Here is a 19999-nt window from a genome sequence, read left to right as displayed (position 1 = left end):
GTTCCTTCACGCCTTCTGAGCCTGCCGCGCCTCGGGCCGGGCGGGAGCGGGGGGCGGCGACGGCTGCGCCGCAGTCGCTCCGGCGCCGCGGCTCATCAGCGCCTCGACGATCTGGCCGAGGCGGCGCAGACCGGCATCGACCGCCTCGCCATACGGCCAGCCGCAGTTGATGCGCAGGTAGTGGTCGAAGCGCGACGAGTTCGAGAACAGCGTGCCGGGCGCCACCACAATGCGCTCGGCCAGCGCCGCGTCGAACACCCTTGACGAAGAAAGCCGCTCCGGCAGTTCGACCCACAGCTGCAGCCCGCCGGGCGGCAGGTTGATGCGGGTGCCCGCCGGAAAGTAGCCGGCAATTGCATCGGCGGTCTGCTCGCGCTGGGCCTTCAGGCAAGCGCGCAGGTGGCGCAAATGGCGGTCGTACGCCCCGGTGCCCATGAACAGGCCCGCCGCGCTTTGCGAAAGCCCCTCGTTGTTGCGTGTTTGCGCGAACTTGAGCATTTCCACTCGGGCCTGCCAGCGGCCCGCGGTGATCCAGCCCAGCCGCAGGCCGGGCGCCAGGATCTTGTGCAGCGAGGCGCAATGAATCACGTTGCCGCTGGTGTCCCAGGACTTGAGCGCGCGTGGCGGCGTCGGGGCATCGACGAGTTCGCTGTAGGTGTCGTCTTCGATCAGCGGAATGGCGTGCCGCTCGCACAGCTGCGCGAGCCGTGCCTTGTGGGCATCGGGCATCACGCTGCCCAGCGGGTTCTGCAGGTGCGGCACCACCACCACGGCCTTGATGTTGTCGTAGGCGCCGATCGCGAGTTCCAGTGCTTCGATCGAGATACCCGTCTGCGGGCTGGTCGGGATTTCCAGCGCGCGCATGCCCAGGCTCTCGAGCACCTGCAGCAAACCGTAGAAGGTGGGTGACTCCACCGCTACCGTGTCGCCCGGCTGCGCCACGGCGCGCAAAGCGAGGTTCAGCGCCTCGATGCAGCCGTTGGTCACCAGGATGTCTTCGGGGGAAATCATCATGCCCACCCGTACGCTGCGCTGCGCGAGCACTTCCCGGAACTGGCGATGGCCCTTCAGTTGCGCCGCCACCGTAAGCAGCTCCGGTTGCTGGCGCAGCACGCGCGTCATGGCATTGCGCAGCGCCTCGGCGGGGTACAGCTCCGGTGCGCCGCGCGCGATGGAGAGATTGAGCTTTTCGGGAATCTGCCGCCGCCGCGCCACGAAGTCCGACACCTTGGCGTGAATGCCCACGTACTGGGCCGGATCCGGAGGCACACCGGCCGCGGGCTCTTCCAGTGGGGCGATGGCCAGCCGCTTGGGCCGCCGCACGAAGTAGCCCGAGCGGTCGCGCGCCTCGACCCAGCCGTCGCTCTCCATCGTGCGGCACAGCTGCAGGGCGGTCGACAGGCTGATGTCGTGCAGGCGCATGAGGCGGCGCAGCGAAGGCAGCTTGTCGCCCTGCTTGAGCGAACCCGTGTGGATCGCGTCCACATAGTGCGCTGAAAGCTGGCGGTAGAGCGGTAGCGAATCCATGGCGTCGATGCTCCCTCTGTCCGGCATTCGAAAACAGATGCAGTTGCGAAGGAAAACGACCATAACAGATGCGCTGCGACCGCCGCTGTTCCGGTGCGAATCACCTGGGTGTGTGCCTGTTTTCAGGGCGGGTTAATTCCTACGATGACCTCACCAACTCCGGAAGCACGCCATGTCCCCCCTCACCCTCGACCGACTGCCCGATACCGTCACGCTGCAACCGGGACAGGCCTTGCGCACCTCGCTCGATCCCGCCACCTGGCTCGAAATGCTCGAGGGCTGCGCACAGCTCGTGTCGCCGCCCTCGTGGTTCGGCGACACCGTGTTCACCGTGAAATCGGTGCTGAACGAAGGCGACGTGCACCGCCTGGAGCGCGGCGGCTGGATCGAACTGTCGGCGCTCACGCCGGTGCGGTTGCGCGTGCATGCGCCGCGGCAGGCGGCGGTTGCGCCGGCATCCAGCCGCGCGGAAACACGGCCGGTGATGCGGCTGGTGCGGCTACTGACCGGAACCTAGAAGCTGGCCGGCGCTCCGCTCTATCGCTGGCTCGCGGCGTGGCGCAGCGCATCGAGAAAGCTGCGCCGCCACCAATGGATGTCCTGCTCGCGGATGCGCGACAGCAGCTTCTGGTGCCGCTCGCGGCGCTCCTCGAGCGGCATCTGCAGCGCCTGCTGCACGGTTTCGGCCGTGCCGTGCGTGTCGTAGGGGTTCACCAGCAGCGCTTCCTTCAGCTGCTCGGCCGCGCCCGCGAAGCGCGAGAGCACCAGCACCCCCGGGTCCGCCGGGTCCTGCGCGGCGATGTACTCCTTGGCGACCAGGTTCATGCCGTCGCGCAGCGGCGTGACGAGCCCCACGGCCGCCGCGCGGCAAAGCCCCGGCACGCGCTTGCGCGCCACCATGCGGTGGATGTAGCGCACCGGCATCCAGTCGAGCTCGCCGTAGTCGCCGTTGATGGCGCCGCACAGCGATTCGAGTTCCCGCCGGATGTCGCCGTAGGCGTCGACCGTTTCGCGCGTGGGCGATGCAATCTGGATCAGCGTGGCGCTGCGGCGGTTCTCGGGATAGTTGGCAAGCAGTTCGCGGAAGGCGCGCACGCGCTGCGGAATGCCCTTGGAATAATCGAGCCGGTCGATGCCCAGCAGCAGCCGCCGCTGCGAATACTCGCGCTTCATGGTCTCGAACATGTCGCGCGACTCCTTCGCGTGCGTGAGCGCCGCGAACTCGTCGACGTCGATGCCGATCGGAAAGGCGCTGCACCGCACCGTCTGGCCATAGGCGCGGTACATGTCGTCGCCCAGGTATTCGCCGTGCGCCTCGTTGCGCACGTAATGCTCGAAGTGCTGCACGTCCTGCTGCGCCTGGAAGCCGATCAGGTCGTAGGAGAACAGCGAGCGCATGAGCCATTCATGCTGCGGAACGGCCGCGATGATGATCTGCGGCGGCAGCGGAATGTGCAGGAAGAAGCCGATGCGCTGCGTGCAGCCCATGGCGCGCAACTCGGCCGCGAGCGGCATCAGGTGGTAGTCGTGGATCCAGATGATGTCGTCGGGCTTGAGCATCGGCATCAGCTTGCGCGCGAACAGCTGGTTCACGCGCCGGTAGCCGCCGATGAAGCCGGCTTCGAAATGGGCGAGGTCGAGCCGGTTGTGGAACACCGGCCACAGCACGTCGTTGCTGTAGCCCAGGTAGAAGCTGTCGTGGTCCTCCCGGCTCAGGTCGATGGTGGCGAGCGTGACCTTGCCGGCGTGCTGCATGTGCAGCTCGCCTTCGCCCGTGGGGCCGTCCTCCACGATCTGCCCGCTCCAGCCGAACCACAGGCCGCCGCTTTGCTGCAGGCTTTCGCCCAGCGCAACGGCCAGGCCGCCGGCCGCGGGCTTGCGAGGGTCCGCCACGCGATTCGAAACAACAACCAAGCGACTCATTGGTGCACCCCTGGCGCGGAGCGCCTCCCCGCCAGGCGGGGGCGAACTTGCTGGGGGCGGCCCGGCGCGGCGCTCATATGCACGAGTCCCACGGCGCCGACAGCCGCACGGCCGCGTTGATGATGCCGACCATCGAGTACGTCTGCGGAAAGTTGCCCCACATTTCGCCCGTGACCGGATGCGTGTCTTCCGAGAGCAGGCCCAGCGGATTGCGCGCCGCCAGCATGGTCTCGAAGATCTGCCGGGCCTCGGCCTTGCGGCCGATCTTGGCGAGCGCGTCGATGCGCCAGAAGGTGCAGATGTTGAAGGCGGTCTCGGGTTTGCCGAAGTCGTCGGCGGCTTCGTAGCGGCGCATGTAGGGGCCGTCGCAGAGCGACTTCTCCATGGCATCGACCGTCGAGATGAAGCGCGGGTCGCGCGCGTCGATCAGCCCCACCTCGACCATCAGCAGGATGCTGGCGTCGAGTTCGTGGCCGCCGAAGCTTTCGGCGAAAGCCTGCCGCTCCTCGCACCACGACTTGGCCAGGATCTCTTCTTTCATGCGCGCCGCGTGCCCGTGCCAATAGGCCGCGCGCTCGGGCAGCTCCAGCGCACGCGCGATCTTGGCGAGCCGGTCGCAGGCGGCCCAACTCATCAGTGCCGAGCTCGTGTGCACGCGGGCGCGGGTGCGCAGCTCCCACATGCCCGCGTCGGGCGTGCCATACACGCGGATCGCCTGTTCGCCCACGGCTTCGAGGTGCGGAAACTCGGCCACGCCCGCGCGGGCGAGCAGGCGGTGGTCATGAAAAGCCTGCGCGGCGCCGAGCACGATGTTGCCGTAGACGTCGTGCTGGAAGTGCTCCTGCGCCTGATTGCCCACGCGCACCGGCCCCATGCCGCGGTAGCCTGCGAGGTTGTCGACCATCGACTCGGGCAGTTCGCGCTCCAGCCCGATGCCGTACAGCGGCTGGATGTGCTCGCCGTGCGAGCCGATCACCACGTTGCCGAGCCAGCGCAGGTAGTCTTCCATGGTGCCCACCTCGCTCAGCGAGTTGAGCGCGCGCACCACGAAGAAGGCATCGCGCAGCCAGCAGTAGCGGTAGTCCCAGTTGCGCTGGCTGCCCGGCGCCTCGGGAATGCTCGTGGTCATGGCCGCGACGATGGCGCCGGTGTCTTCGTAGAGCGAGAGCTTGAGCGTGATGGCGGCGCGGATCACCGCGTCCTGGTACTCGAACGGAATCGCGAGCCGCTTGCTCCAGGTGCGCCAGTAGGAAATGGTTTCCTGCTCGAAGCTGCGCGCGGTGTCGGCAATGCCGTCGAGCAGGGTTTCGTCGACACCGAACATGAAGTTGTACTCGCGCGAGATCACGAAAGCCTGGCGCGAAAGAATGTGCGAAATCGATGCGTCGGTGTTGAGCCGCAGCGTGAGGTCAGGCCCCACGTAGCGGATGTGGTTGCTGCCACGCGTGACCTCGATCGGCGCCGAGGCACCCCACTGGAAGCGCGGATCGAGCGCCACGCGAATGCGCGGCGCGCCGGCAATCGGCCGCACGCGGCGCACCATCATCAGCGGGCGGAAGTAGCGCGAGCGGCTGTAGAAGCGCGGCGCAAAGTCGGTGATCTCGATGCCCTGGCCCGCGCTGTCGAACAGCTGTGTGCGCAGCACCGCGGTATTGGGTTCGTACCACTGCTTGCTGGAGGCGAAGTCCTCGATTTCGATGGCCCAGGCGCCGGCGTCCTCGCCGGGGTGCAGCAGGGCATTGAACACCGGATCGCCGTCGAAGCGCGGCAGGCAGCACCACACGGCGCGCCCACGTGCGTCGATGAGCGCGCTGTAGGCGCAGTTTCCGATCACGCCGACGTTGAGCGAGGGCTCGGCCGGCGGCCCGAAGCCACGCGGCACCGCCGAAGCCGCAGCGCGCGGGTTGACCGGTGCCTGGTCGGCGGGGCCGGCAGCGCCGGAGAGCGAAATGCCCGCGCGGTCCTCGGGTGCCTTCGACAGTTGCAACTCGCTCATCCAGCACTCCTCGGGGAATCGTTTTTATTGTGTTCCGGCGCAGCCAATTGGTCGCGCAGCTGGACCAGCCATTCGTAGACCGCGCGCGGCGATTCGAGGCGGTGAAGCGCCAGGCTCGGTCCCGAGCCCACCTTGATGCCGACGCCGCCGCGCGGCTGCACGACCGCGAAGCCGCTCTCGTCGGTGGTGTCGTCGCCCGCAAAAACCGGCATGCGCCCGGCAAACGGGGCCTCGTTCATGAACGCCTCGATGGCGATGCCCTTGTTGATGCCCGTGGGCTTGACCTCGAACACGAACTTGCCGTGCAGGAGTTCGAAATGGGGCCGCCCGGTGATCGCGCGCGACATGGCATCGCGGCACACGGCTTCCAGCTGCGGTGCGAGCCGGTAGTGCAGGGCGATGGCCGCGTGCTTGCGTTCGACCAGCAGGCCTTCATGCACGCGCGCGAGTTCGTTGGCGATGTCGAGAATGGGCACGAGATCGGGGGCGTGCTGCTCCTGCATGCGGCCCTTCGAGTCGCGCCGCTGCACGCCGTGTTCGCCGGCGGCCGGCAGCCGCAGCGGCGCAAGGAAGCGGTCGATCGCATCGATCTGGCGGCCCGACACCACGGCCAGGGCGCCGCCCAGCTGGTCGCGCAGGTCTTCGAGCAGCGCCACCAATGCGGGAGGAATCTCGATCGCCTCGGGGGTGGGGGCGAGCGCGACCAGCGTGCCGTCGAAGTCGAGAAAAAGGGCTGTATCTCGGCCCAACGGAGGAGGCAACTGGGAGGACATTGGCATCGGCGAAAACCATAACACGGGCCTTGCATTTCCCGTGTCGGCCAAAGTCGGACGTATGCCGCGCCGGGCGGGTTTCAGCTCAGCGACGCCGCCACGGCCTCGACGCGCGCCCGGTGGATCGCCTCCCCGATCTGAGGCCCCGTGGCGCCTGACTGCTGAGCCGTGCGCGCCACCGCGTCAGTTGCCACGCCAGCCGCCGCGGAGAGCACCGCGAGCAGCCGGCCGCGCTGGGGATAGGGGTGGTCTTCGAATCCGAGCCGGCCGCGCGAGTCGCACTCGCAAGCCAGCAGCACGTCGGCGAAGCGCGCCGGCTTGCGGAAGGCATCGCAGCGTTCCAGCAGGCGGACCAGTTCGGGCGCATCGAGTTCGCCGCTGGCGTGGATGTTGCCGTGCTCGCGTGCCACCACCTCGGCGAGTTCGCGGACGTCGAGCGGTACGCGCCAGCGGTCGCACACCGCCTGCAGCAACTCGGCGCTGCGCTTTTCGTGGCCGGCGTGGCGCGGCAGCAGTTCGGGTTCCGTCGTGCCCTTGCCCAGGTCGTGCATCAGGCAGGCGAAGCGCACCGGCAGCGGCGCTTCAAGCCTCGCGCTGGTGTCGATGACCATCATCAGGTGCACGCCGGTGTCGACCTCGGGATGATGTTCCGCGGATTGCGGCACGCCCCAGAGCCTGTCGACCTCGGGCAGCAGCACGGCCAGCGCACCGCAGGCCCGCGCAGCACCTCGAACATGCGCGAGGGGCGGATTTCCATCAGGCCGCGCGCCAGTTCCTGCCAGACACGCTCGGCCACCAGCGCATCGGTTTCGCCGGCCTCGACCATCTCGCGCATCAGGGCCATGGTTTCGGGCGCGACCGAGAAATCCTCGAAGCGCGCCGCGAAGCGCGCCACCCGCAGGATGCGCACGGGGTCTTCGCGGAAGGCGTCGGTGACATGGCGCAGCAGCTTTTTCTGCAGATCGCGCCGGCCTTGGAACGGGTCGGCCAGTTTTTCAGGATCGGGCTCGAAACTGCCGTCGGCCTGAACGAACTCCGCGGGCATCGCAATGGCGTTGACCGTGAGATCGCGCCGCGCCAGGTCCTGCTCCAGGGTGACATCGGGCGACGCATGCACGGTGAAGCCCCGGTAGCCGGGAGCGCTCTTGCGCTCGGTGCGGGCGAGCGCGTATTCCTCTCGGGTCTGCGGGTGCAGGAACACCGGAAAGTCGCGGCCCACGGGCAGGTAGCCGCGCGCCGTCATTTCCTCGGGCGTGGCGCCCACCACCAGCCAGTCGTGGTCGGACACCCGTCGCCCGAGCAGCCGGTCACGCAGCGCACCGCCGACGAGATAGGTTTTCATGGCGTCCAGTGTAGGGATACCCCTCAGAGATAAAAATAGAACGACCGTTCGATAATTGCGGGCGGATTGGCATTCGTTCGCTGGTTTGCCTCAAAAGGAGTGGTGCTCGCAGCGAAGCCTCTTCGTTACGGATTTTTAAACCAAAAGGAGCAATCAACGATGAAGAAAACGATGTTTGCGCTGGCAGCCGTGGGCGCGCTGGCATCCGGAAGCGCGTTGGCGCAGAACGCGGGAGACTGGGTGGTGGGCGCGGGTTGGCTCCATTTTTCGCCGCAGGATTCGAGCAAGCCTCTGACCCTGACGGCGCCGGTGCGCAGCGTGCTGGCCGGCTCGGGTGCATCGGTCAAGGATTCGGACACGCTGGGCTTGAGCGCCGTCTATTTCATCGACAGCCACTGGGCCGTCGAGGGCGTGTTCGGCGTCCCGCCAAAGTTCAAGCTCGATGGCACCGGCACCTTGGGCCGCCTCGGCGAACTGGGCGAAGCGCGCCAATGGAGCCCCACCATCCTCGGCAAGTATTACTTCAACGAAGGCAACTCGGCCTGGCGCCCTTTCGTGGGCCTCGGGGCCACCTATGTCTGGTACAGCGACGTCAAGCTGACGCCTGAGCTCCAGGGCGCGCTCGGCAGCCAGTTGCGCCAGCGGCCGCTCTCCACGTCGACCACCGCCAAGCTCGACAGTTCGTTCGCGCCCGTGCTCAATGCCGGTGTGGCTTACCAGATCGACAAGCACTGGGGCGTGTCGTTTTCGGTGTCCTACATTCCGCTGAAGACCACGGCCAAGCTCACGACCACGACGATCACCGGCGTGCCGGTGGGAATCAGCGAGGCCAGGCTGAAGCTGAATCCGATCGTCACCTACCTGTCGGCGACGTACCGCTTCTGAAAACGGAAGGCGCTTCAGCGCGCCTTGCGGTACGGCTCCTCGAACGGCAGGAAGTCCTTCTCGGCCAAGGCATCGTCGATCCAAGCCTTGATGCCGGGAAGGGCCTGCACGCGCTCGATGTAGGCGGAGATGGCGGGCGGCACCGGCAGCCCGTAGGTCTTGATGCGCGAGCCGACGGGTGCGAAGTAGGCGTCGGCATTGCCGAATTCGCCGAACAGCATCGGGCCGCCATGCGCGGCGAGCAGGTCGGTCCACATCTGCACGATGCGGTCGACCTCGTCTTGCAGGCCTGGGTTGTCCTTCAGCAGTTGCGCGCCGACGTCGGCCAGCGAGGCTTCGATGTTCATGCCGCACAGAGTGCGAAGGTTTCCGAAGCCCGAATGCATTTCGGCGCAGACGCTGCGCGCGCGGGCTCGCTCAGCCACGCCCCGGGGCCACAGCTGCTTGTCGGGAAAGGTCTCGGCCAGGTATTCGGCAATGGCGAGCGTGTCCCACACCACCAGGTCGCCATCGACCAGCACCGGCACCTTGGCGACCGGGTTCAGAGTGCTGATGGTCTTCTTGAACTGCGAATCGGCGTCGAACGAGTCGAAGCGCACCTTCACTTCTTCGAACGGGATGCCGGCCTGCTTCATGAGCACCCAGGGCCGCATGGACCAGGACGAGTAATTCTTGTTGCCGATGTAGAGCTTGCGCATCGTGTGATCCTGCGGGTTCGGAAGAGAAAAGCCTTCGATGCTAGCCGGGCTGAGCGTGCGGATTGATGCCGAAGCTTGCGCGAATTGATGCGCTTTCTTTTCTCAGCGCGGCGGCCGGTCTTCGGGTGAGGCGATCAAGCGGGGCGCGCCGTCGTCCTTGCTCTCGCCGCGCGGCGGTCCGACCATGCGCTCGATCAGGCTCACGAGGCGCGGCACCAGGGAGAGGACGGCCAGCGCAAGCAGTGCGCTCAACACGGCGGTCACCTCGCGGCCGAGCCCGCAGGCCATGCCGATCGCGGCCGTCATCCACAGCCCGGCGGCGGTGGTGAGGCCTTGCACCTGATGCTCGTCCTTGCCCTGCTTGAGGATGGTGCCGGCGCAGAGAAAGCCCACGCCTGCCACCAGGCCCTGGATCACGCGGCTCATGTCGGCCGGCATGATGCCGGTCTGCTGCGGAATCAACACGAACAGCGCCGAACCGATCGCCACCAGCATGTGGGTGCGCACGCCGGCCGCCTTGCCTTGCTGCTCGCGTTCGAAGCCGAGCATGAAGCCGATGACCGCCGCGAGCATCAGGCGCACGACGATGCGCGTGAGCTGGGCGACATCGCCCACATCGGAGAACTCGGCTGCGATGGTGTCCAGGACCTCGTCGCCCCAGCTCATTTCAAGGGAGGTCCTTGTTCGGTTCGGGCTCGGCCGCGTCGCGCGGGCCCACGCGGCCCAGACGCTCCTTCAGCGACTGCGGCTTGCCGCTGATGATGGCGGCGTAGTTGGTGGTGTTGGCGAGCACCTTCTTCACGTAGTCGCGCGTTTCGTTGAAGGGCACGTTCTCGGCCCAGATCGCGGCTTCCATCACCGGGCCGTTGCGCCAGCTGCGCGGCCGGCCCGGGCCGGCGTTGTAGGCTGCCGCGGCCAGCGCCATGGAGCCGTCGAAGTCGTCGAGCGCGAGCTTCAGGTAGTTGGTGCCGATGGTGATGTTGGTTTCGCGGTCGTTGATCTGTCCTGGCGTGAAGTCGTTCATGCCGATCTTGCGCGCCGTCCAGCGGGCGGTGGCAGGCATCACCTGCATCAGGCCCGAGGCTCCCACGCCCGAGCGCGCGTCCATGACGAAGCGGCTTTCCTGGCGGATCAGGCCGTAGACGTAGGCCGGGTCGAGCCCGATGTCCTGGCTCTTGCGCAGCACCGTGTCGTGGAAGGGCATGGGAAAGCGCTGCTCCACGTCGATCACGCCCTTGGTGCGCTCGCTGGTGTTGATGCAGCGGTCCCACACCTCGCGCTGGCAGGCGAAGTCGGCGGCGGCCAGCAGCGCGCGGTCGTCCATGCCGCCCTTGTCATGCAGGTTGGTGGCGTAGTTCCATTCGCGCGTGCCTTCGGAACGCAAGCCGATGGCAATGGCGTAGAGGCCGCGGTTCAGGCCGATGTTGCCGCGGGCCGCGGCCTTTTCTTCGGGCGTCAGCGGTGCGGGCTTGGTGGGCACGACGGTGCGCTGGCCGAGCTCTTCGAGCGCCAGCATCTCGTAGAAGCCGCGCGTGCCGGCAATGCTCTGGTAGAGCTCGCGTGCATCGGCGCGGCGCTCGTCGCCCCCCGCGGTGCTGAGTGCGCGCGCCTTCCAGTAGACCCAGGTCGGCTCCAGCTGCGCCGTTTCGCTCATCGCGTTGATGGCGGGTGCCACTTCCTTCCATTGACCGGAGCGCAGCGCGGCGCGCACGCGCCAGCCGAGCATGTCGTCGGTCAGGTCGCCGTTCTTCGTGACGTTGGCGAAGTAGCTTCCGGCCAGCGGCGAAAGCTTGCTGGCGGCTTGCCGGCCGATGGTGCCCCAGAGCCAATTGCGCTCTTCGGCGGAAAGCATCGGGCCCCACTTGCTGTCGAGTTGGGATGCGGCCTGTTCCGGGTCGGCCATCGCGATCTTGATGAGCGCGAGCACCACCAGTTCCTTGCGCGACTTGGCCGCAACGAAGGCGCGGCCGGTCAGGAACTTGGCCGCGCTGGCGTTGAGTTCTTCGAACAGCGGCAGTGCATCGGGCGCGGCGATGGTCACGGCGCCGCGCGCAGCTTGCGGACGGTTCGCCTCCATCGCCAGGCGCGCCTTCTTCCAGGCGTCGTTGGTCGACATCAGGCGGGCCGCGACCATGCGGTCGGCGGCGGTGAGGCAGCCGTCGTCCGCCTCTTTCTGGGCGAACCAGCTGCGGCGCACTTCGTCGGCCTGGGCCTGCGTGGCGCTGCCGGAGCGCAGCGACTCGACCAGCACCGCGTAGCAGCGCACCTGCGGGTCGTCGCCCATGCGGAAACCGGCCACGGCGGAGGAGAAGCCGTCCCAGTCGCGGCGCTGCCCCAGCAGCAGCAGCCAGTCGTTGCGCAGCCGGTCTTCCTGGTAGGTGCCGGGGTAGCGGGCGAAGAAGTCCTGCACCTCGTTCGGCGCGGCTTCCTGGAGGCGGGCCTTGAGTTCCCAGTAGGCGGCCCAAGGTTCGAGCGCATGGCCGCGCGCCTGCGGCAGCAGGGCGGCAAGGCGGCCCTTGTCGCCGCGCTGGAACGCCTGCTTCATCTGGATGAGCACGTCGTCGTTGCTGTTGGTCTGCGCCACGGCGGGCTGCTGCAAAAGCAGTGCGGCGGCGGCCAGAACGGCGGAAAAAACGACTGCGTGCGCTGCACGGTGCGGGCGATGGCGCATGGATGCCAAAATGCTTGGGAACTGCATCGGGGGATTATGGACAAGTCAAAGGATGCCGACACCTCGGCGACCGTGAGTTTTCTCAAGGATCAGCTGCGAAAAGCACTGATCGAGCAACGCCTGGCCCTGCCCGACCGCCTTGCCAGGGCCGACCTTCTGCAGCGTGTGATGCGGATCTGGCTGGTCGGCCGGCCCGACACCGTGATTGGCGCCTACTGGCCGATCAAGGGCGAATTCGACCCGCTGCCCGCCTTGCATCGCTGGAAAGAAGACGGCGAGCTGATGGAGGAGACGCAGCGTCGCCGCATCGGGCTGCCGGTGATGAACAAGGTGCACAAGACGCTGACCTTTCACGCCTGGTACCCCGGTTGCCAGATGGAAGAAGACGCCTACGGCATTCCCAAGCCCAAGGACACCGAACTCATCGTGCCCACGCTGCTGTTCGTGCCCTGCGTGGGCTACAGCGCAGGCGGTTATCGGCTGGGCTACGGCGGCGGCTTTTACGACCGCACGCTGGCCGCGCTGGAGCCGCGCCCCTTCACCGTAGGTCTGGGCTTTACCAACGGTTTCCTCGAAGACTACGAACCCGAGGCGCACGACCTGCCGCTGGACGCAATCCTCAACGACAACGGCGTCGTCTGGCCAACTTCCTGAGCCCCCCGGCTTTTCACTTCGTGTAACTCCACCCCCCGCCCGAGGGGGAGGCGTGGCCCGCCTTGGGGCGGCCCGGCGGCGGCCACCTCTCTCTGGCGGATCGTTCAGTCGATGTTGTCCACCGTGTCCGGGTCGGGCACCTCGCCGATGGTCTCGCGCGTGGTGATGGCCTGGGCCTGGAGCCAGTCCCAGAAGGCCCTGATTTCCGGCCGCAGCGCATTGCGCGGCCCGGCGATGAGCCAGTAGCCCATCGGTGAATCCATGCGGTGCTGCGGCAGCACCTCGACCAGGTCGCCGTTGGCCAGGCTTTCGGCGATGAGCGAGCTGCGCGCCAGCGTCACGCCCTGGCCGGTGAGCGCGGCCTGCACCATCTGGTAGGCATAGTTGAAGTAGAGCCAGCGCTTGGGCTGCGCCCGCTCCAGCCCGTTGACTTCGAACCAGCGCCGCCAGGTCAGCCATTCGAGGTGCGTGCGATGCGCATCGCCGGCCTCGATCAGCGTGAAGCCGGCAATGTCGGCGGGTGTCCTGATGGGCGGGCTGCTTTTCAGGAGCCAGGGGCTCGCCACCGGCGTGAGCGTTTCGCCGAACAGGCGCACGGCCGTGGCCGGCATGGCTTCGCGCGGGCCGTAGCGCAGGGCGATGTCGACGTCGGCCACATCGAGGTCGACCGCCACGTCGCTGGCATCGATGCGGATGTCGATTTCGGGGTTGTCGCGCTGGAAGGCCTCGAGCCGCGGAATGAGCCACATCGATGCAAAAGACGCAAAAGTGGTGAGCGAAACGCTCTTGCGCCCCGCGCTCTGGCGGATCTGGCGCACGGCCGTATCGATGCGCGGCAGCGACTGCTGCACCGCAAGCAGCAGCTGCGCCCCGGCGCTCGTGAGCTCGACCGCCCGGGTATGGCGCAGGAACAGCGCCACGCCCACTTCTTCCTCGAGCGACTGGATCTGGCGGCTGACCGCGGACTGCGTAAGCGCCATTTCTTCCGCCGCGGCGCGGAAGTTGAGGTGCCGCGCCACGGCCTCGAAAGCCCGCAGATGCCCGGCGGAGATGGGGCGGGAGCGTAGATGGGTTTGCGAATGCTGCATGGATACGGAAGTAGGCGCATCGGTCGATTGATGCGGATTCGGAATCAGTAGGCTACTTCGTTTTCATTGGACTGCCAACAGGGCAAGAACGATCATTCATTCCCGAACTGCGCCATTGCCTCCCTCCGTGTCATCGCACTTCGGCCAAGTCCAAGGAGTTTCATCATGTCCACCGCCGTCTGCACCAACGAATCGCTCGCTTCCCTGTCGCCTGCCACCCGCACCGCTTCCGCCGTTCCGCCGGCCGTGCGCCGCGGTGCCTGGCAAATTGCGCCCGGCGAGGCAATGAGCCTGAAGGCGCGGTCGGCCAGCGTGTTGCGGGTCAAGCAGGGCCGGGTCTGGATCACGCCCGATGCCACGTCGGCCAACGCCAGTGAAGACCTGGTGCTGGCACCGGGCGAGGCGCTGAGCGTGGCCGCTGGCCAGCGCATCGTCATGGAAGCGTGGGACGGCTACGGCGCCACCTACTCGTGGGATCCGGCCTGAGCGCTCGACTCCCCACGGACGGAAAGGCGGCTTCGGCCGCCTTTTTCTTTTTCAGCCATTGATGTCGAAACTGGGGCGCAGCGCCAGGAAGTGCTTCAGCGCGCCTTCGCCCTCCAGCGCGTGCACGCCGGCCATGAGGTGGGGGCCTTCGCTTTCGGCCAGGCCCATGCCGAAACCGGTATAGCGCCGTGCGGCCAGTGCGCCTTGGTAGACCACCCGGACCTCGGAATGCCTGGGATCCTGGCCTATGCGCTGCATCAGCGCCTCCACGGCTTCTCGCGGGCCTTCGAGGTGTTGGCAGAAGCGCAGGCCGTCGAACACGAGAAGGCCGGTGATGCGGTGCCGGGCGTTGTGGGCGCGGGCCTGGGTCACGATGGCACCGACGGTGGTGGGTGGCAGGTCTTGCGTGAGCACGCTGCAATAAAAAATTTCGAAAAGCGATTCTTCTTTTGTCATGCGAACGGGGATTGAAAACGTGCGAAGTGTAGGAAGCTCTCGCGCGCGGCGAAATGTCAAAAGACACAGGCGAACGGCCTATAGTGGCGCGTGAGATTCGAGGACCATCCGCCCCCCGCAGCGCCGCCCCACGGAGCCCATCCCTGCGACGACTGTGCCTTGCGCAAGCTCGAAGCGTTCCTGCCGGCCTCGCCCGAAGAATTGAAGACCATCGAGTCTTTCCGGGTGGGTTCGCGCCGCGTTCCGGCCGGCGGTGCGATCATCGAAGAGCATCGGCCGAGCGCCCAACTGTTCACTCTCTACGCCGGGTGGGCGTTTCGCTTCAAGACACTGAGCGACGGACGGCGCCAGATTCTCAGTTTTCTGCTGCCCGGCGATTTCATCGGCCTGCAGGACGAGTTCGCCGACGGCCAGACGCACGGCGTCGAGGCGGTGACCGACACCACCCTTTGCGCGTTCTCGCGCGACCGGCTCTGGGAGCTCTTTCATGCCCAGCCGAAACTGGGCTACGACATCACCTGGCTCGCCGCGCGCGAGGAAAAAATAGTAGACGACAACCTGGTGACCTCGGGCCGCCGCAACGCCGCCGAGCGTGTCGCCATGCTGTTGATGCACCTGTACCGCCGGGCGCAGCGCGTGGGCATGGAGCGCGATGGCTGGGTCGAGTTTCCGTTCAGCCAGCAGCACGTGGCCGATGCACTCGGGCTCTCGCTGGTGCATACCAACAAGACGCTGCGCAAGCTGCAAAGGCTCGGGCTTTACAAGCTCGACGAGGGCTGGCTGCGCATTCTCGAGCCTCGCGCGCTTGAAACGCTCGCGGATTATTTCGAGCGGCCGATGCTGCCGACGCCGCTGATCTGATCTGATCTAACTGATCTAACGCGAGCCGGCCAGTGCCGTCGCCATCAGGGGCAGGGCGGGTGTTGCAGCACCGGCCGCAGCGCAAACACGGTTGCGGCCCCCCGCCTTGGCCGCATACAGCGCCCGGTCCGCGGCCTCGATCAATTGCTTCGACTGCCCCGTTCCCGGCGCGGGACTGAGTGCGTCCACGCCGGCGCTCAACGTCACGAAGCCATCCGAAGACCCCGCGTGAACGATCTCCAGGGCGCGGATTGCGCTGCGGATCCGCTCCGCCAGAACGGCGGCGCCGGCCACGTCGGTGTTCGGCAGCAGCACCGCCAGCTCCTCTCCGCCGTACCGGGCGGCCAGGTCCCCCGGGCGCCGGGTTGCGAGGCCGGCGACGGTGCGGCCGATCGCCTGCAGGCACTTGTCGCCTGCCGCGTGGCCGTAGATGTCGTTGTACTGCTTGAAGCAATCCACATCCATCATGATCAAGGCCAGGGTGCTCGCGTTGCGTACCGCGCGGCTGAATTCGCTGTCGAGCGACAGGTCGAACTGCCTTCGATTCGCCAGCCCGGTGAGGCCGTCCTCCATGGCGAGCGCGTTGAGGGTATGGTTCAACTGCTCCAGCGCGTCGCGCGCCTGCCGCAGCTTGTCCTCCGATTGGGCCCGCAGTTCCATCTGCTTGACCAGGCGCCATCCCACGAAACCGATGATCGACGCCAGAAGAAGCACGTCGCCGGTATGCCAGAGCGTCTCCTGCCACCAGGCGGCCAGGATTTCATCTTCGGACAAGGCCGCCGCGACGAACAGCGGATAGTTGTCCAGGCGCCGAAAGCTGCTCAGGCGCTTCACGCCGTCTTGTGACGACTGGAGAAGGGCAGTCCCGACCGGCCGCTGGGCGGCGTAGGAGCGGAAAAGTTCGGTTTCCAGCATGTTGGTGCCAACTGCGTCGGGGCTGTATGGCCGGCGCGTCATCAGCGTTCCGCTCTCGAGCACCAGCGAAACAGTGCCAGCCTGACCGATGTCGAGGCTGTTGTAGAACTTCATGAAAAAGTCGATGTCGACGGTCGCAAGCGCCACCCCCGCGAAGCTGCCATCCGCATGGTTGATGCGCCGTGAGACGGGCACGAGCAGCTCGCCACTGGTTCGGCTCTTCACCGGAATGCCGATGTGCGGTCCGCGGTCCTCGTGCGTGCGATGGAAGACGAAGTACTCCCTCTCCGCATTGTTGAGGTTCTGTGGCTTTGTCCGTCGGGAATTCGCGACCCAGTTGCCGTCTTCGTCGTAGATGTGCAGGCCGTCGAGCTGCGGGAATTCGTCGACCTGCGTGGCGAGCACCTTGCGAAGCCGCTCCACGGCAGCCGGGCCGGTTCCGTCATGTTCGACGCGTTCGACGATGCCGAGCAACGCGGAATCGGCCGCCTCGATGGTGTCGTCCGCCTGCTGTGCCATGGCACGCGCGAGGTTCGACGTTGCAACGCGCATCTGCTGGAGCTGGGCCGAACGCGCGTACCAGCTGTTCCAGCAGTCGATCGCCACGAGGGCACAGCAGACAGCGGCAACGAAGGCCGTCGTGCGAAAGGTGAGGGAGGGTCGTTGGAACACCAGGTGCTGACGGAGCAGTAAGCCATGAAGCTCTTTGTCGTACTTTGACACATGTCCATGGGGATTGACAGCCGTTTTCGCACCCCCTGAGGGCATTCAGCGCACCGCGACCAGCTGCCGAAGATCGTCCTGGTAGGCCTGGAGCCGGCGCACCGCCTGCTCGCGCTGGCTCGTGCTGGTGCTGTTGTGCAATGCCGCCAGGTTGCTGCAGCCTTCCCGCAGCAGGGCTTGCTGATGTTCGCGCCAGAGGCCCGGCGGAGGTTCGGCGACACGCATCACGTAGGCATGGATGGCTGCACGCGCTTCTTCCGCCGGTGGCTTGGCGACGTTGAAGCCGCGCAGCAACGCCAGCGCCTCCTGCTGCCGCTGGCGGCGCTCGGCGTCGGCCATTCGCGGATCGAACACCGATTGCGCGACCTGCCGCCGCACCAGGTCGCGCTGCTGCGGCGCCAGCCGGCCATAGAAATCTTCCAGCCGATCGAGGAACTTCTCGTAGCGTTTCTCCTGGACGTGGGTGGCGCTGCGGTCGAGCCATTCCTTGCGGTACTCGGCATTGTTCTTTGCGTACTTGCGCTCGAGCTGCTGTAGCTGCGCGTCGGTGAGGCTCAGCGCCAGCTCGGTGCCGGCCGGCTCCGCGTGTTCGACCGCCGCCAGCAGGCGCTCGCGGATCTGGTCCGCCATGCGGCAGGCCTCGGCCGCGGTCACGTCGCTCGGCGCGAGGGCCTGCGCTTCCTGCAGCACGCCGAGCACCCGGGGCAGCTCGTTCTGCCGGTGCCAACTCAGCAGGTGCGCGAGTTCGTCGCGCACCTTGGGCGTTTGCGAGTCGTCGAAGTCGAGGTAGGCGTCGAGCCACCAATAGCTCAGTTCGGGAAGGTTGTTGTAGGCCAGCTTGACCGTGCTGCATGCGGCGAGCGCGGCGGCCACCAGCAGCACACCGATAATCCGCGCCAACTTGGCGCAACGCATTCGGGTAGAAAGAGGCATGAATCAGATTCCGCAAGACAACCAGGGACCGGTCGACGTGGTCATCATGGCGGCCGGCAAGGGCACGCGCATGAAAAGCAGGCTGCCCAAAGTGTTGCATCGTTTGGCCGGGCGTGCACTGCTCGCGCACGTGACCGACACCGCCGCGCGCATCGGCGCCCGCCATGTGGTGGTGGTCACCGGCCATGGCGCGGCCGAGGTCGAGGCGGCGATGTCCGCCGGCAACGCCATCGGCGGCGCGCTGCAGTTTGCGCGCCAGGAGCCGCAGCTCGGTACCGGCCATGCGGTGCAGCAGGCGGTTCCGCTGTTGCCCGACGACGGCACGGTGCTGGTGCTGTCGGGCGATGTGCCGTTGATCGGCGAGGAAACGCTGCGCGCGCTGATTGCCGCGAGCGCCGGCCAGCGCCTCGCGCTGCTGACCATCGAGTTCGACGACCCGGCGGGTTATGGCCGCATCGTCCGCGCCGCAGGGCAGGAGGGCGCCGGTGAAGTCACGGCCATCGTCGAGCAGAAAGACGCCACCGAGGCGCAGCGCGAAATCCGCGAAATCTACAGCGGCATGATGGCCGTGCCCGCCAACCTGCTCAAGGGCTGGCTCGCCCGGCTGGACAACCGCAACGCGCAGGGCGAGTACTACCTGACCGACATCGTCAAGCTGGCCGCCGCCGACGGCGTGCCGGTGGTGGCGCATGTCACGGCCGATGCCCTGCAGGTGGCCGGCGTCAACAGCCCCGCGCAACTGGCGGCGCTCGAGCGTGCGTGGCAATCGAGGCAGGCCGATGCGCTGATGGCGCAAGGCGTGCGGCTCGCCGATCCGGCGCGGTTCGATTTGCGCGGCACGCTGGCCTGCGAGGCCGACGTCGAGATCGACGTCAACTGCGTCTTCGAAGGCTCGGTGTTCCTCGGCGAAGGCGTGCGCATCGGCGCCAACTGCGTGATTGCCAATGCGCGCATCGAAGCGGGCGCGGTGATTCACCCCTTCACTCACATCGAGGGCGAGAAGGCCGGCGTGACCGTCGGCGAAAAGTCGCTCATCGGTCCCTTCGCGCGGCTGCGGCCCGGTGCGCAACTGGGCGCCGAGGTGCACATCGGCAATTTCGTCGAGGTCAAGAACTCGACCCTGGCCGACGGCGCCAAGGCCAACCACCTGGCCTACCTGGGCGATGCCAGCGTGGGTCAGCGTGTCAATTACGGCGCGGGCAGCATCACCGCCAATTACGACGGCGCGAACAAGCACCGCACCGTCATCGAGGACGACGTGCACGTGGGCAGCAACTGCGTGCTCGTGGCGCCGATCACCATCGGCGCGGGTGGCACCATCGGAGGCGGATCGACCGTGAACAAGTCGACCGAGCCTGGCGCGCTGACCGTGGCGCGGAGCAAGGCGGTGAGCTTTCCCAACTGGAAGCGGCCGCAGAAAAAACCCAGGGCCTGAGACCGCTTCGCGGTTTCATCCCAGCGGCACGCCGGGCTCGAACTTGGCGCGTTTCAGGCTGAAGAAGGCCTTGACGTTGCGCACGTTCGCGTCGGCATTGAAAAGCCGCTGCGCGAGGGCGCCATAGCCCGGCATGTCGCGCGCAGCCACCACCAGCACGAAGTCCGGGCCCGGCGAGACGCGCCAGCATTGCTGCACGGCGTCGTCGGCGATCACGCGGGCTTCGAAGGCATCGAGCGCCGCCGCGTCTTGCCGGTCGAGCGAGATTTCGACCACCGCCTGCAAGCCGTGGCCCAGCACCGTGGCCAGCCGGTCGGGCGAGAGCAGCGCCACCTGGCGTTCGATGAGCCCCTCCTGCCGCAGGCGCTGTACGCGACGCAGGCAGGTGGGTGGCGAAATTCCCGCGTCGGCAGCCAGCCGCTGATTGGTTTGCGAGGCATCGCGCTGGAGCGCATCGAGCAGGCGGAGATCTATTGCATCCAGGGAGATTGGTTCCATATATGGGGGAATTATGGAATAAAAATCCAAATCCCCCGTGCGGTGAAATAAAAAATCGTAATGTCGTAGATTTCGAATGCATATTTCCCCGGGGCCTGCCTACCATCAGCCTTCCCTCTTCACCAAAGGCAGCTC

18 protein-coding genes and 1 pseudogene are annotated in these 19999 nt (G+C 66.9%); 6 read left to right on the top strand and 13 right to left on the bottom strand.

Going from position 1 to position 19999, the window contains the following annotated elements; all coding sequences use genetic code 11:
- Positions 1 to 6: 6 nt before the first annotated feature.
- Positions 7 to 1554 (bottom strand): aminotransferase-like domain-containing protein, encoded by a 1548-nt coding sequence (locus QFZ42_RS20440; protein ID WP_307702719.1) that lies wholly within the window; start codon positions 1552 to 1554, stop codon positions 7 to 9.
- 145 nt (positions 1555 to 1699) lie between these two features.
- On the opposite strand from QFZ42_RS20440, the gene QFZ42_RS20435 reads away from it, so the two are divergent.
- Positions 1700 to 2044 (top strand): hypothetical protein, encoded by a 345-nt coding sequence (locus QFZ42_RS20435; protein ID WP_307702718.1) that lies wholly within the window; start codon positions 1700 to 1702, stop codon positions 2042 to 2044.
- 20 nt (positions 2045 to 2064) lie between these two features.
- Here the strand turns inward: QFZ42_RS20435 and otsA are convergent, their stop codons facing one another.
- The 4 genes and pseudogenes from otsA to QFZ42_RS20415 all read right to left on the bottom strand — a co-directional run bounded on the left by otsA (position 2065) and on the right by QFZ42_RS20415 (position 7561).
- On the bottom strand, positions 2065 to 3450 hold the full coding sequence (gene otsA / locus QFZ42_RS20430) for an alpha,alpha-trehalose-phosphate synthase (UDP-forming) (RefSeq protein WP_307702717.1): 1386 nt from the start codon (positions 3448 to 3450) through the stop codon (positions 2065 to 2067).
- Positions 3451 to 3523: 73 nt separating this feature from the next.
- Positions 3524 to 5446, bottom strand: a complete 1923-nt coding sequence (locus QFZ42_RS20425) for a glycoside hydrolase family 15 protein (RefSeq protein ID WP_307702716.1) — start codon at positions 5444 to 5446, stop codon at positions 3524 to 3526.
- Positions 5443 to 6225: a trehalose-phosphatase gene (gene otsB / locus QFZ42_RS20420; protein WP_307702715.1), complete on the bottom strand. Its 783-nt coding sequence runs from the start codon at positions 6223 to 6225 to the stop codon at positions 5443 to 5445. Before otsB ends, QFZ42_RS20425 begins: the two co-directional genes overlap by 4 nt.
- A gap of 74 nt (positions 6226 to 6299) precedes the next feature.
- Positions 6300 to 7561: pseudogene (locus tag QFZ42_RS20415) on the bottom strand (multifunctional CCA addition/repair protein).
- Between the two features lie 159 nt (positions 7562 to 7720).
- Here QFZ42_RS20415 and QFZ42_RS20410 point away from each other — a divergent pair.
- Positions 7721 to 8446 (top strand): OmpW/AlkL family protein, encoded by a 726-nt coding sequence (locus tag QFZ42_RS20410; RefSeq protein WP_307702714.1) that lies wholly within the window; start codon positions 7721 to 7723, stop codon positions 8444 to 8446.
- Between the two features lie 14 nt (positions 8447 to 8460).
- On the opposite strand, the gene QFZ42_RS20405 is transcribed toward QFZ42_RS20410, so the two are convergent.
- The 3 genes from QFZ42_RS20405 to QFZ42_RS20395 form a co-directional block, all read right to left on the bottom strand.
- Positions 8461 to 9144, bottom strand: a complete 684-nt coding sequence (locus QFZ42_RS20405) for a glutathione S-transferase family protein (protein ID WP_307702713.1) — start codon at positions 9142 to 9144, stop codon at positions 8461 to 8463.
- Between the two features lie 102 nt (positions 9145 to 9246).
- Positions 9247 to 9810: an MgtC/SapB family protein gene (locus QFZ42_RS20400; RefSeq protein WP_307702712.1), complete on the bottom strand. Its 564-nt coding sequence runs from the start codon at positions 9808 to 9810 to the stop codon at positions 9247 to 9249.
- Position 9811: 1 nt separating this feature from the next.
- The gene (locus tag QFZ42_RS20395) at positions 9812 to 11815 is read right to left on the bottom strand and encodes a lytic transglycosylase domain-containing protein (RefSeq protein ID WP_373423357.1); all 2004 of its coding nucleotides are present in this window, start codon (positions 11813 to 11815) and stop codon (positions 9812 to 9814) included.
- A 36-nt stretch (positions 11816 to 11851) separates the two neighbouring features.
- Between QFZ42_RS20395 and QFZ42_RS20390 the strand changes: the two genes are divergently transcribed.
- Positions 11852 to 12469 carry a 5-formyltetrahydrofolate cyclo-ligase gene (locus QFZ42_RS20390; RefSeq protein ID WP_307702710.1) on the top strand — a complete coding sequence of 206 codons (618 nt, stop codon included), beginning with the start codon at positions 11852 to 11854 and terminating at the stop codon, positions 12467 to 12469.
- A 104-nt stretch (positions 12470 to 12573) separates the two neighbouring features.
- Here QFZ42_RS20390 and QFZ42_RS20385 read toward each other — a convergent pair whose 3' ends face one another.
- A complete protein-coding gene (locus QFZ42_RS20385; RefSeq protein WP_307702709.1) occupies positions 12574 to 13557 on the bottom strand; it encodes a LysR substrate-binding domain-containing protein in 984 nt (327 codons plus the stop codon).
- 165 nt (positions 13558 to 13722) lie between these two features.
- On the opposite strand from QFZ42_RS20385, the gene QFZ42_RS20380 reads away from it, so the two are divergent.
- A complete protein-coding gene (locus QFZ42_RS20380) occupies positions 13723 to 14043 on the top strand; it encodes a DUF2917 domain-containing protein (RefSeq protein ID WP_307702708.1) in 321 nt (106 codons plus the stop codon).
- 51 nt (positions 14044 to 14094) lie between these two features.
- On the opposite strand, the gene QFZ42_RS20375 is transcribed toward QFZ42_RS20380, so the two are convergent.
- Positions 14095 to 14499, bottom strand: a complete 405-nt coding sequence (locus tag QFZ42_RS20375) for a BLUF domain-containing protein (protein ID WP_307702707.1) — start codon at positions 14497 to 14499, stop codon at positions 14095 to 14097.
- 159 nt (positions 14500 to 14658) lie between these two features.
- Here QFZ42_RS20375 and QFZ42_RS20370 point away from each other — a divergent pair, with 159 nt between their 5' ends.
- Entirely contained in the window at positions 14659 to 15360 is a 702-nt protein-coding gene (locus QFZ42_RS20370) for a Crp/Fnr family transcriptional regulator (RefSeq protein WP_307702706.1), read from the top strand.
- Positions 15361 to 15375: 15 nt separating this feature from the next.
- Here the strand turns inward: QFZ42_RS20370 and QFZ42_RS20365 are convergent, their stop codons facing one another.
- Together QFZ42_RS20365 and QFZ42_RS20360 are read right to left on the bottom strand one after the other, a co-directional pair.
- The gene (locus QFZ42_RS20365) at positions 15376 to 16947 is read right to left on the bottom strand and encodes a sensor domain-containing diguanylate cyclase (protein WP_307704275.1); all 1572 of its coding nucleotides are present in this window, start codon (positions 16945 to 16947) and stop codon (positions 15376 to 15378) included.
- 96 nt (positions 16948 to 17043) lie between these two features.
- Entirely contained in the window at positions 17044 to 17931 is an 888-nt protein-coding gene (locus tag QFZ42_RS20360) for a DUF6279 family lipoprotein (RefSeq protein WP_307702705.1), read from the bottom strand.
- Here QFZ42_RS20360 and glmU point away from each other — a divergent pair.
- Positions 17930 to 19366 carry a bifunctional UDP-N-acetylglucosamine diphosphorylase/glucosamine-1-phosphate N-acetyltransferase GlmU gene (glmU, locus tag QFZ42_RS20355; RefSeq protein WP_307702704.1) on the top strand — a complete coding sequence of 479 codons (1437 nt, stop codon included), beginning with the start codon at positions 17930 to 17932 and terminating at the stop codon, positions 19364 to 19366. The two genes, QFZ42_RS20360 and glmU, sit on opposite strands and share 2 nt — an antisense overlap.
- 15 nt (positions 19367 to 19381) lie before the next feature.
- Here glmU and QFZ42_RS20350 read toward each other — a convergent pair whose 3' ends face one another.
- Positions 19382 to 19864 (bottom strand): Lrp/AsnC family transcriptional regulator, encoded by a 483-nt coding sequence (locus QFZ42_RS20350; RefSeq protein ID WP_307702703.1) that lies wholly within the window; start codon positions 19862 to 19864, stop codon positions 19382 to 19384.
- Positions 19865 to 19999: the final 135 nt, after the last annotated feature.

The sequence above is a fragment of the Variovorax paradoxus genome, assembly GCF_030815855.1.
Classification (GTDB): Bacteria; Pseudomonadota; Gammaproteobacteria; order Burkholderiales; family Burkholderiaceae_C; genus Variovorax; species Variovorax paradoxus_M.
Note: the sequence above shows the minus strand (reverse complement) of the source record. Positions and strands in the feature narration are given on the sequence as shown.

Bases quoted from the DNA above. Each gene is read 5' to 3' on its own strand.
- QFZ42_RS20440 (WP_307702719.1), bottom strand. From the start codon at position 1,554: ATGCCGGACAGAGGGAGCATCGACGCCATGGATTCGCTACCGCTCTAC.
- QFZ42_RS20435 (WP_307702718.1), top strand. From the start codon at position 1,700: ATGTCCCCCCTCACCCTCGACCGACTGCCCGATACCGTCACGCTGCAA.
- otsA (WP_307702717.1), bottom strand. From the start codon at position 3,450: ATGAGTCGCTTGGTTGTTGTTTCGAATCGCGTGGCGGACCCTCGCAAG.
- QFZ42_RS20425 (WP_307702716.1), bottom strand. From the start codon at position 5,446: ATGAGCGAGTTGCAACTGTCGAAGGCACCCGAGGACCGCGCGGGCATT.
- otsB (WP_307702715.1), bottom strand. From the start codon at position 6,225: ATGCCAATGTCCTCCCAGTTGCCTCCTCCGTTGGGCCGAGATACAGCC.
- QFZ42_RS20410 (WP_307702714.1), top strand. From the start codon at position 7,721: ATGAAGAAAACGATGTTTGCGCTGGCAGCCGTGGGCGCGCTGGCATCC.
- QFZ42_RS20405 (WP_307702713.1), bottom strand. From the start codon at position 9,144: ATGCGCAAGCTCTACATCGGCAACAAGAATTACTCGTCCTGGTCCATG.
- QFZ42_RS20400 (WP_307702712.1), bottom strand. From the start codon at position 9,810: ATGAGCTGGGGCGACGAGGTCCTGGACACCATCGCAGCCGAGTTCTCC.
- QFZ42_RS20395 (WP_373423357.1), bottom strand. From the start codon at position 11,815: ATGCGCCATCGCCCGCACCGTGCAGCGCACGCAGTCGTTTTTTCCGCC.
- QFZ42_RS20390 (WP_307702710.1), top strand. From the start codon at position 11,852: ATGGACAAGTCAAAGGATGCCGACACCTCGGCGACCGTGAGTTTTCTC.
- QFZ42_RS20385 (WP_307702709.1), bottom strand. From the start codon at position 13,557: ATGCAGCATTCGCAAACCCATCTACGCTCCCGCCCCATCTCCGCCGGG.
- QFZ42_RS20380 (WP_307702708.1), top strand. From the start codon at position 13,723: ATGTCCACCGCCGTCTGCACCAACGAATCGCTCGCTTCCCTGTCGCCT.
- QFZ42_RS20375 (WP_307702707.1), bottom strand. From the start codon at position 14,499: ATGACAAAAGAAGAATCGCTTTTCGAAATTTTTTATTGCAGCGTGCTC.
- glmU (WP_307702704.1), top strand. From the start codon at position 17,930: ATGAATCAGATTCCGCAAGACAACCAGGGACCGGTCGACGTGGTCATC.
- QFZ42_RS20360 (WP_307702705.1), bottom strand. From the start codon at position 17,931: ATGCCTCTTTCTACCCGAATGCGTTGCGCCAAGTTGGCGCGGATTATC.
- QFZ42_RS20350 (WP_307702703.1), bottom strand. From the start codon at position 19,864: ATGGAACCAATCTCCCTGGATGCAATAGATCTCCGCCTGCTCGATGCG.